The 10,266-nt window shown below is 44.9% G+C and carries 7 protein-coding genes and 1 pseudogene; 4 read left to right on the top strand and 4 right to left on the bottom strand.

Annotated elements, in window-relative coordinates:
• Positions 1-113: 113 nt before the first annotated feature.
• Entirely contained in the window at positions 114-1,889 is a 1,776-nt protein-coding gene (gene pyk / locus IQ224_RS17955) for a pyruvate kinase (protein WP_036399666.1), read from the bottom strand.
• A 151-nt stretch (positions 1,890-2,040) separates the two neighbouring features.
• Complete coding sequence (locus IQ224_RS17950; RefSeq protein ID WP_002741433.1) at positions 2,041-3,732, bottom strand: iron uptake porin; 1,692 nt, start codon at positions 3,730-3,732, stop codon at positions 2,041-2,043.
• 759 nt (positions 3,733-4,491) lie between these two features.
• Here IQ224_RS17950 and IQ224_RS17945 point away from each other — a divergent pair.
• From IQ224_RS17945 to IQ224_RS17935, 3 genes are read left to right on the top strand one after another with little or no spacing between them, the layout of a single operon-like run.
• Positions 4,492-5,307: a Ycf66 family protein gene (locus IQ224_RS17945; protein ID WP_002741432.1), complete on the top strand. Its 816-nt coding sequence runs from the start codon at positions 4,492-4,494 to the stop codon at positions 5,305-5,307.
• Between the two features lie 12 nt (positions 5,308-5,319).
• On the top strand, positions 5,320-5,856 hold the full coding sequence (locus IQ224_RS17940; protein WP_002741430.1) for a TolB family protein: 537 nt from the start codon (positions 5,320-5,322) through the stop codon (positions 5,854-5,856).
• A complete protein-coding gene (locus IQ224_RS17935; protein WP_002741428.1) occupies positions 5,853-6,371 on the top strand; it encodes a TolB family protein in 519 nt (172 codons plus the stop codon). The genes IQ224_RS17940 and IQ224_RS17935 overlap by 4 nt, the downstream gene beginning before the upstream one ends.
• Positions 6,372-6,768: 397 nt before the next feature.
• Here IQ224_RS17935 and IQ224_RS17930 read toward each other — a convergent pair whose 3' ends face one another.
• Entirely contained in the window at positions 6,769-7,866 is a 1,098-nt protein-coding gene (locus IQ224_RS17930; protein ID WP_002741426.1) for a patatin-like phospholipase family protein, read from the bottom strand.
• Positions 7,867-8,365: 499 nt separating this feature from the next.
• Positions 8,366-9,655 (bottom strand): glucose-1-phosphate adenylyltransferase, encoded by a 1,290-nt coding sequence (locus tag IQ224_RS17925; protein ID WP_002741425.1) that lies wholly within the window; start codon positions 9,653-9,655, stop codon positions 8,366-8,368.
• Between the two features lie 206 nt (positions 9,656-9,861).
• Here IQ224_RS17925 and IQ224_RS17920 point away from each other — a divergent pair.
• Positions 9,862-10,266: pseudogene (locus tag IQ224_RS17920) on the top strand (collagen-like protein); the annotation flags it as partial.

The following is a 10,266-nucleotide window of genomic DNA, read 5'->3' as shown; positions in this document are numbered from 1 at the left end:
GAAGTGGGGTGTGGGGAAGTCCAGTAATAAATAAAAGCTGCCTCCTGTCTCCTGTCTCCTGTCTCCTGCCTCCTGTCTCCTGACTCCTAACTCGGAAAATACTGACTCCTGACTCAGTTTTTCATAGTTGCCGCACCCTTGCCAATACCAGAATAAATTAAACCCCGTTGAGCATCGAGACTAATGATCACCCCTTCGCGGATAATTTTCGTGGCATCTTTAACCCCGACAATCACAGGAATACCCAATTTTAAACCGATAGTAGCGGCGTGATTATTCATCGCGGTATCTTCGGTGATAATTCCGCCAGCTTTCCGCATCATATCCACATATTCGGCGCTGGTGGTGGGAACGACTAAAATCTCCCCGTTACTAAAACTACCCACTTCTCGGGCATTATGGGCCACTCGCGCCCGGCCACTGGCTACACCCTGGCCGATACCCGTACCCTTGCCCAAAAGGGATTTTACCACTTCCACTTTAATTAAATCCGTGGAACCGGCCACCCCTTGCAGAGTTCCCGCCGTCATCACCACTAAATCACCATCCGCTAGGAGGTTATTTTCCTGGGCAAGATTCATCGCCACTTGAAAAGTTTGGCTAGTGGAGGGTAAATCGAGCAATAACATCGGTTTTACGCCCCAAACTAGCTGTAACTGCTGTGCCACTTCTCGATGGGGAGTAACGGCTAAAATCGGGGTTTTTGGGCGAAATCGGGAGACATTACGGGCAGTAGAGCCGGTTTTTGTCAGGGTAATAATTGCCGCTGCCCCCAATTGTTCGGCAATTTGACTAACTGCCGAGGAAATAGCGTTAGGAATCGATTGTTTATTGTTAGAGCGAGCGGCACTATTGATCTGTTCCCGTTCGATCCTTTCGGCAATGCGGGCCATGGTTGCCACCGCTTCGATGGGATAATGACCCACAGCCGTTTCATTGGAAAGCATGACCGCATCAGTGCCATCTAAAATCGCATTAGCCACGTCCGAAACCTCGGCACGGGTGGGACGAGGATTACTGGCCATACTGTCAAGCATTTGAGTGGCGGTAATAATCGGGATACCTAGCTGATTAGCGGTGTTAATCAGGCGTTTTTGCAGGATTGGCACGTCTTCGGCGGGTAATTCTACTCCTAAATCTCCCCTAGCCACCATAACACCATCACAGAGGGATAAAATTGCCTCCATTTCCTCGATCGCTTCGTGTTTTTCAATTTTAGCGATCACGGGGATAGATTTACCCGCACTGGCGATTAATTCTTTAATTTCGAGGATATCTTGGGGATTACGCACAAAACTAAGGGCGATCCAATCCACATCCCACAACAGTCCGAACATTAAATCCTTTTTGTCCTTATCGGTTAAAGCTTTTACCGACAGATAAACGTTAGGAAAATTTACCCCTTTATTACTGGATAAGACACCCCCAACCACCACGCGACAGGAAAGATCACCTTTCAGACGATCCACTGATTCCACCCGCATTTCGACTTTACCATCATCGAGGAGAATTCTCGAACCTTCCGGGACTTCCTGGGCCAGCGAGGGATAGCTAATGGAACTGATTTCCTGATTACACTCCACATCCCTAGAAGTAAGGATAAAGGGTTCCCCTGGTTTTAGGGTAATCGACCCACAGGCAAATTTACCTAAACGAATTTTTGGACCCTGTAGATCCTGAAGGATGCCAATCGGTTGATTGAGTTCAAAGGCTAACTGACGGATCAAGTTAATGCTGTGACGATGGTAATCGTGATCGCCATGGGAAAAGTTTAATCTAAATGTCGTCGCCCCCGCCTTGATCATCTGACGTAATGTTTCCTTATTTTGCGAGGCCGGGCCGATCGTGGCCACAATTTTGGTGCGACGGGGGAAAGACGGAGAGTGCATAGATAGGCAACTAAATAGGCGAAGTAAATATAGCAGCGTTTGTAACGCTCCGATCATCTTCTCATAAATGGTTATATCCAGTGAAAAGTTAAAAGTAAAAAAACGGTGAGATCTACAAATCCCACCGTTTTTTCAAGTCCGTCAACTCAGCTTAGAAACGGAAAGTTGTCCGGATGACACCGACCAAAATGGAGTTACCTTCGTTGTTAGCGTTGAAGACCGCATAGGCACCGGGGGTAATCAGGATGTTTTTGGTGACTGGGAACTTATACTGGGCTTCTACCATGTAAGCGGTGCTGCTTTCTTTATCGGAACGGGGTACTTGACCACCACCTAAAGAGAAGGCCGCACCTTCGGCAAAGAGGTCGAGGACGGAAAGATTCAGGTTCCAAGACCAGATACCAGTGTTATTGTCTCCGATCGCATCATTAACACCAGTGGCCGAGGCATTAGCATAACCCCCCCATGCCCCTAGATTTAAGACTCCAGGGATAACCTGGGCGCTCGCTTGAAGACCGAAACGGTCGGCTACTGTAGCAACGTTACCGAAGGGACGCTCCGTCAGAGGGCTGCTGACGTTACCGAATAAACCAGAACTCATACTAGCCGCAGTTTGATAACTGCGAACATAGACGAAGTTAATATCGGCAAATTTGATGAAGGAGAAACCAACCTGAGCGCCAGCACTGTAGGAACCGTTAAATAAACCGCTACCAGGGTTAGGATTGCTGGCTCCATCAGTCCCACCACTAGCTAGGTAGGTTCCTGTGACTTGGAAAACATCCCCGACATTAAATCTGACCGCCGCACCAACACCATCGGGACCGCGGAAGACGATGTTATTGTAGCGTTGACCGCGAGATAAAGCACCTGTACCGCTATCGGCGAGGAAGGGGTTAGTAGTGATGAAAACGTCATCTAGGTTTAACTCGTTAGCACCAACCCAAATGGTGATTTTACCGAAGGGAGTATCGATGGGAGCGCGGTAGAACAAGTCATCGATGGTGACATCGTTGTCCCGGCCATTATCGTATGCTAGACGGGTCATATTGGTTCTCGTCGGACCACTTTGGTTAAAAGTGTTGTTAAAGTTACCCGCTTGTAAACGGGTTCTTAACAAATCTTTACCGGTGAAGCTGGTTTCAAAGTTGAGACGAACCCGGTTATTAAATACTGTTTGGGTCTGATCTTGATTGGTGCCTCTAGTCACCGTACCGTCGGTATTTCTAAGGAGAGCCTGACCACCGAAGCTATCGGCGACACTGAAGATTACCTCACCTCTGAGTTTGGTGGTGGTAGAAAATTGATTATTTTCCAAGAAAGAAACGCGCTGTTCGAGGTTATCTACTCTGGCCCCTAAAGCCGCTAGTTCGCTTTCAAATTCTTGAACAAGACGTTTTAATTTATCAATATCTTCCCTGAGTACACCCACACCATCTTGAATTAAACGTTCCATGACGTTTAAACAAGCGTTTAAACCTGCGGCAAATTCCCAACGAGTGGTAGCGCGATCACCACGGAAGGTACGGTCAGGATAACCAACGATACAACCGTAACGTTCCACAAGGCTTCTTAAGGCTTCGTAGGCCCAAGCGGTGGGAGATACGTCCCGCAGTTGGTTAACGCTAGTCACCTGGGACATGGAACCCTGATAGACACTCGTATTAATCTGCTGACTATTTTGGGCACTCTGAATACGATCGAGTTGCTGCTGCGCAGCCGGATCAATTTTCAGTTGAGGTGTCCCCGACATAGTTTGAGCCACTGCGCTGCCAGCAGCTGCCACGGAAGCACCTAATACTAAAGGAGTTACCTTTGCTATATTCTTGAATAGTTTTGACATGGGTCAATCCTCACACCTTATTCTATGGATTGAATGGACTATGAATACAAACAGACTATATGTTCAGCCTGAATTATGATCATATTCTATGCTAATTCCCCCTTGGCTGGGTTAAGTTAATTTTATGATATGACAGAAAAATTTCTGTCTGATCCTATTAAAGTTAGGACTTACTTACTTGACAAATTAACCATGATGTGCATCGATAAAAATTTCTCCTTTCAGACTTGCGGCGATTAACTTCCCAACGATAGCGATCGCTGAAAAGTGATCAAGAAATCAGGTTAAAATGCCCGAAACCCATTTCTCACATTTAGTCAATCCTGTCAATGGGTAACTTCTAAAGATTTTGTTAAAATCTCAGCCGTCAGCCTTTTCAGTGATCAGCTTCTGAAGGCAACAGGCAACAGGCAAAAGACAGAATCTGACAATTCTCCTCCCTAAAAAGAAGGTTAGAAACTAAGCATATCAAAGCTTTTAGCTTAACCAATCAGGACTTAGATTCGGCCCTTGTTATCAGTGATCAGTTTTCAGTTCACTGATTACTGTTTACTGATCACTGATCACTGATCAATGATAAAATCTCCGCACTCCCCTAACAATAGTTGTGTGAACGAGGGTGGTTAATATATTGCTGGACTTTGGGGTTAGAATATAGCTCGATGCCTAGAGTTAAAAACAGCAGGATTGCCTCTGAAAGCTGAGGGCTAGAGATAAAGACTCGATTCTTAAATTTAAGCACCGAGAAGGGAGATAAAGATGGTCAATTTTGGGCTGAATTCGGCCAGTATCTTAGGAATTTTTCTGGCAGTGGCCGGAGCCGGGTTATACTTCCTGCGCTCGGTGCGGCCGGAACTTTCCCGCGATCATGATATATTTTTTGCCGCCGTTGGGTTATTGTGCGGTTTAATTCTACTTTTTCAAGGGTGGCGACTGGATCCAATTTTGCAATTCGGACAATTTCTGCTGACTGGGGCAGCGGTGTTTTTTGCCTTCGAGACGGTAAAATTAAGGGGTTTAACCACAGAACAAGCCCGCCGCGGCACGTCTTTTGTGGATGAACGTCCTGTGAGTCGGGAATATCGGGCCGAATTGGAACCCCTCGACACCTACGAACCAGAGGAACGTTACGAAGATAATCCCCGTTTACGCGGTTACGATGATCCCCGCTCTTCCCGCACTTCTAGTTATCAGGACGAGGAACCCCGCAGCACCCGCACCCGTCGGCCGGCCGATACCGGCAGTCGCAAAACCGCTAATCGTCGTCCCCGCAATAGTTCCCCCACTAGCGATCGAGATGTTTATGATCAGCGCCGTAGCGGTGATGATTGGGAAGAAACCAGTTCTCGTCCCCGTCGTCGTCCCCCTAGTGAAGAGACGAGCAGTAAACCACCCCGCACTAGCCAAAAACGTCGTCCTCGCCCAATAATTGAGGATGATCCGCCATTTAAAGGGGAATACGTCGATTATCAACCGATCGATCCTAGCGATACCGGCGATCGAGAAGATTGGGAGAGACCGGATAATAGTGAACGCGAGTCGAGTAATGATCATCCGACTAGGTTTGATTATTAAGGAGTAGGTCCGATGACCAAAGCTCCCTTTTTCCTGTTTATCTGCTTGTTTTTAGGGGTTATAGGCGGTTGTAATCTCAATAACCCCAGTTCATCTACAGGAACCCTCAATAGTCGCTATAATGACGAAAAACCTGCCCTGAGTGGTGATGGTCGTTGGCTGGCTTTGCTGTCTAATCGTCGCGGTAGTAATCAGATACTGCTGTATGATTTGCAGACAAAACAATACCAGACCCTAGGGGGATTATATACGGGTCAAGAAATTACCGATAGCCCTAGTTTAAGCCAAACGGGGCGTTATCTGGCTTATGTGGTGATTATTGAGGGTCGTCCCGTCATCGCTTTATATGATCGCATTACCGATCGCTCTGAGTTATTGAGTCAAAATTATCGCGGTTGGTTACGAAATCCTCGTATTAGTCCCGATGGTCGTTATCTTGTCTTTGAATCCGCTCGTCGGGGACAATGGGATGTGGAGGTTCTCGATCGCGGTCCGAATATCGAGTTAGATCTTCCCGATGGCAGTCCCGTTGAAAGTCCCAAACCGTGAAACGTCATTTTTTTATTAGTCTTGTTGCTGTAATTAGTTTGTTAACTGGATGTGCGGGTTATCCCAGTTTATTGTCTTTTCCTTTCGATCGAGGGGGGAGAAGTTTAAATAGTGCTGCTAGTGAATTAACTCCCTATCTTGCCTCTCGCTATCTCGTTTTTGCCTCCGATCGCAATGGTTCCCAAGCTATCTATCTTTTTGATGCCATTGATCGCCGTTTATTGTCTTTACCCGGACTAAATTCTCTCGATCAGATCGCTTCTAGTCCTTCCATTAGTGAAGATGGTCGTTATATCGTTTTTACTGCTAGTCGTCAGGGAAAAACGGCGATTTATCTGTACGATCGACAAACTCAACAGAGAAGGGAAATTGCTCCCGATCTCCTCGCGGAAGTACGCAATCCGATCATCAGTGCTGATGGTTCTAAAGTGGCTTTTGAAGCGGCAAAAAATGGGCAATGGGATATTATGATTTACGATCTATCCGGACGGGTATTAGTCAATGAAAATCAGTGATTATTAGACCTCTTGTAAAAATCAAAAATTGTTGTTAGGGTTAGGAGTCAGTACCTAGTAGTCAGTAGTCAGAAGAATTAAGAATGAATAATAATCAATTAAATAGGGCTTGCTGAATAACGGTAAAACCCTTTTAAAATAAAGCTTTTGACCTGTTAAAGTCCGATGTTAGTGCAAGAAAATAGGATTGGGACTTTCAAAAACCTTGCATTATCCTTTTTATAGTACATCAATTGGTACAAAAAACAAGGGCAACAAAGCCTGAAACGACCGGCTACTGACTCTTGACTCCTGACTCCTACCCCCAGGAAAAACTTTTTCAGCAGACCCTAAATAGTCTATTGACAGATTTCATGCTATTTAATCCTTATTTTTGCCGTTTTTGAAACCTCAAAAATTATCCTAAACCCATAGCTTTTAGTCGATGTTCTAGAAATTGTTTTCCCTGTTTTTCGCCGTCAGCGATCAGACGCTGGATATTGGCAGGAGAGCGATCGAGTTTACTTTCATAGTTGAGACTATTGGCTAATTCCGCCGACATTTCGATCATCGGGATATGGTAATCTTGATCGGGATCTTCTGGGAAAGATTTAGGAATTTTAAATGGTTCTGTTAAGGCAATCTCCCGCAAGAATTCCTCTTTAAAGGCTCCTTTGAGAAATAATTGATTGATCAACTCAATCTGATCGAGACCTTGAAATAGGGAAACATTGCCTTCTAATTCATTGCGGCGATCAGCAATATCATCGGATTGCACGGGGATCTTGTCTCTGGAGGTAGGATTAATTTTAATTACCCAAATTTCATCGGGAATATTTTCGATTCCAACAAATTCACGACGAATTAAAGAACGGATCGGGGGATTATCGGAAAATAGTCCATCCCAGTAGGCCATAGTTTCAATGGTGACAGCAGGAAAAATGTTAGGAACACAAGCAGAAGCTAGGATATGTTCAATTTTAACTGCTTCCTGGCGCGAGTTAAATTTACTTAATTTTCCTGTCAGGATATTACAGGCCCCAATTAATAAAACTGGGGGTTCTGGTTTAGCTCCCCAAGTGGCTAATTCCGAGAAGTCAATATGCGCTCTTAGTAACTGATCAAAGTTGGTAAAGCGACTGCGTAAAGCGTAGGTAGCTATAGAAAATAAGGTTTTAGTAATCGGAGAGGAAGGACTGAGATTATACTGGGGAATTAATCCTTTGCTGGCTAATTCTAGAGCTTTAATAGCTGAGTCATTAAATAGTTGTTCTTGGGGAGTTCGAGCGCTATTATCTTCCCAAAAATCAATCATTCTTTTCCAAACGATGCTATCACCTTTTTTGAGAGCATACCAGGTGAAAAAGGCACAGATAGCACCGCCAGAAGTACCACTGAGACTGACAATATTAAAGTAATCTTGTACTTTATTGTCAAATAATGCTTTTAATGCACCGGCAGTAAAAGCAGTTTGACTACCACCTCCCTGACAAGCGATCGCGATTTTGGCTTTCATAAATATCCTTATCTCCTGAATGGCTTCTATCTAAGTCCTAAGTAGGGAGGCACAATTATTTGTAGGATGGGTTAGCGGTAGCGTAAACTATGCGGGCGTTGGGTTTCCTGCTTCAACCCAACCTACGTTCATCTTATATTTAATTCCACCCACCTACTTAGGGCTTTAATTTAAGGTTAATTGAAAACTTAGAATCGGATGCAAAAATATAGAAAATTTTCTGATTTTCATAGAGCGGCTCGGGAGATGTTGCTATCACTTCTAGAAAAGAACAGGGTTTCAAGGGAATTTTCTAGGTAATTAGCTGAAGCCATCAGCCAGAACAAGGTGATAATAACTAGAACAATGGCTAATTAATCGGATAACTGATTACTGATAACTGATAACTGATAACTGATAACTGATTACTGATAACTGATTACTGATAACTGATAACTGATAACTGATTACTGATAACTGATTACTGATTACTGATAACTGATAACTGATAACTGATAGATTAAATTACCATCCCGTCGGGAATAGTGGCATTTTTGAAAATAACCACGATGCCGCTGCGAACATAGAAACCTAAATCTTCGCGATTAGCTTCTTCCACACGATCTTTGTTAACAATTAAAACATTGGAACCAATCCGAGCATTTTTGTCCACAATTGCCCGACGAATAGTGGAACCGGGACCGATACCCACGGGAACTTTGGCATTTCCGATCAGACTTTCCCGTTCGGGGAAAGACTCATAAAAGTCGGCTCCCATCAGCATTGTATCCTCGATCGTGCAGTCTTTGCCCACTCGACTACGAATACCTAAAATCGAGTGATGGATGCGAGATTCTTTGAGAATACAACCTTCAGAAATCATCGATTCTGTCACCGTACAATTGAGCATTTTTGTCGGTGGCAGATAGCGAGAACGGGTATAGATGGGGGCTTTTTCGTCGTAGAAACTAAAGGCGGGATTGGGTTGTTGAGTCAGGGCGAGATTAGACTCATAAAAGGCTTCAATCGTCCCGATATCTTCCCAGTAACCCTTAAATAAATAAGCCTGAAGATTGTAGTCTTTAGCCGCCGAGGGAATAATTTCCTTGCCGAAATCGGTCTGTTCTTTATTGGCATCGAGCAGATCGATTAAAACATTCTTTTTAAAGACATAAATTCCCATGGAAGCGATGTAGGGACTTTGACGAGCTTGGTCGGGACTTAAGCCTAAAATCGTCGTATCTACCCGCATTCTTTCCAATTCTGGCCCTTTGGGTTTCTCATAAAAATCAACAATTCGCCCCGAATCATTGATTTTCATCACCCCAAAAGCGGAGGCGCGACGTTCATCGATGGGAACCACCGATAAAGTGATATCGGCGTTGGTTTCCCGATGGCGTTCGATGAACTTGCTGTAGTCCATGCGATAGAGATGATCTCCCGAGAGAATTAGATATTCATCGATATCCCAATCCTTCATCGTCCAGATATATTGTCGTACTGCGTCGGCCGTGCCTTGGAACCATTGAGGATTCTCCATGGTTTGTTGAGCGGCCAAAACTTCCACGAAACCATCACTAAAACCCGTAAAATTGTAGGTACGATTGAGGTGACGATTGAGGGAAGCGGAATTAAATTGCGTCAACACATAGATTTTGTCAATCTGGGAGTTAATACAATTGCTGACGGGAATATCGATTAAGCGATATTTTCCTGCTAGGGGGACGGCAGGTTTTGCCCGCAGTTTCGTTAACGGATAAAGGCGAGTTCCGGCCCCGCCACCCAAAATAATAGCTAATACTTTTTTCACGCGCGTAACCCTCGCGATTGGCTGTTTCCTTCTCAAAGTAAGTGTAGGATGATAGCGCACCTTATTGATAGAGGGGAAACAAAAATCTAGATCCAAAAGTCATCAAGAGGGAATTGATCGGAGTCTTTGCGGATAAATTCGCTAAAATCATGAATTTCTGGGCTAAATCATTAATATTAACCTTTTTTCTCCCTTTACCGTACCTAATGCCCGCCATGGTGACGGGCGATCGCTGTTCTTGGTTAGCCCAAGGTTCCGATGTACAGACTTTCGGTAAACAAGGCCAAAGCGGGAAAGCTGGCAAGGTCGGCGGCCAAGGCAAAAATAGTGACAGTTTAACCCTTTTTCTTGATGGTTCTCCCCTAAAACTCGATATTTCAGGACAAAAAGGGGTCGATGGTGAAAATGGCAGTAACGGCAGCGATGGCAACTGTAGCGGTCAACCTAGCAACGTCACCAGAAATCTTCAGGCGGCCGGTGGTGGTAACGGTGGCAATGGGGGTAATGGTGGTGATGGGGGCAATGGCGGCGCTTTAACCCTCTATGCCACTAATTTAGATTTTTTAAGACAAGTAACGGTCAATGCGGCCGGAGGCGCCGGGGGTTTTGGG

Origin of the sequence: Microcystis sp. LEGE 00066 (genome assembly GCF_015207925.1) — a bacterium.
Taxonomy (GTDB): Bacteria; Cyanobacteriota; Cyanobacteriia; order Cyanobacteriales; family Microcystaceae; genus Microcystis; species Microcystis ichthyoblabe_A.
This window is presented reverse-complemented; position numbering and strand designations above follow the sequence as displayed.

Bases quoted from the DNA above. Each gene is read 5' to 3' on its own strand.
- pyk (WP_036399666.1), bottom strand. From the start codon at position 1,889: ATGCACTCTCCGTCTTTCCCCCGTCGCACCAAAATTGTGGCCACGATC.
- IQ224_RS17930 (WP_002741426.1), bottom strand. From the start codon at position 7,866: ATGAAAGCCAAAATCGCGATCGCTTGTCAGGGAGGTGGTAGTCAAACT.
- IQ224_RS17950 (WP_002741433.1), bottom strand. From the start codon at position 3,732: ATGTCAAAACTATTCAAGAATATAGCAAAGGTAACTCCTTTAGTATTA.
- IQ224_RS17945 (WP_002741432.1), top strand. From the start codon at position 4,492: ATGGTCAATTTTGGGCTGAATTCGGCCAGTATCTTAGGAATTTTTCTG.
- IQ224_RS17940 (WP_002741430.1), top strand. From the start codon at position 5,320: ATGACCAAAGCTCCCTTTTTCCTGTTTATCTGCTTGTTTTTAGGGGTT.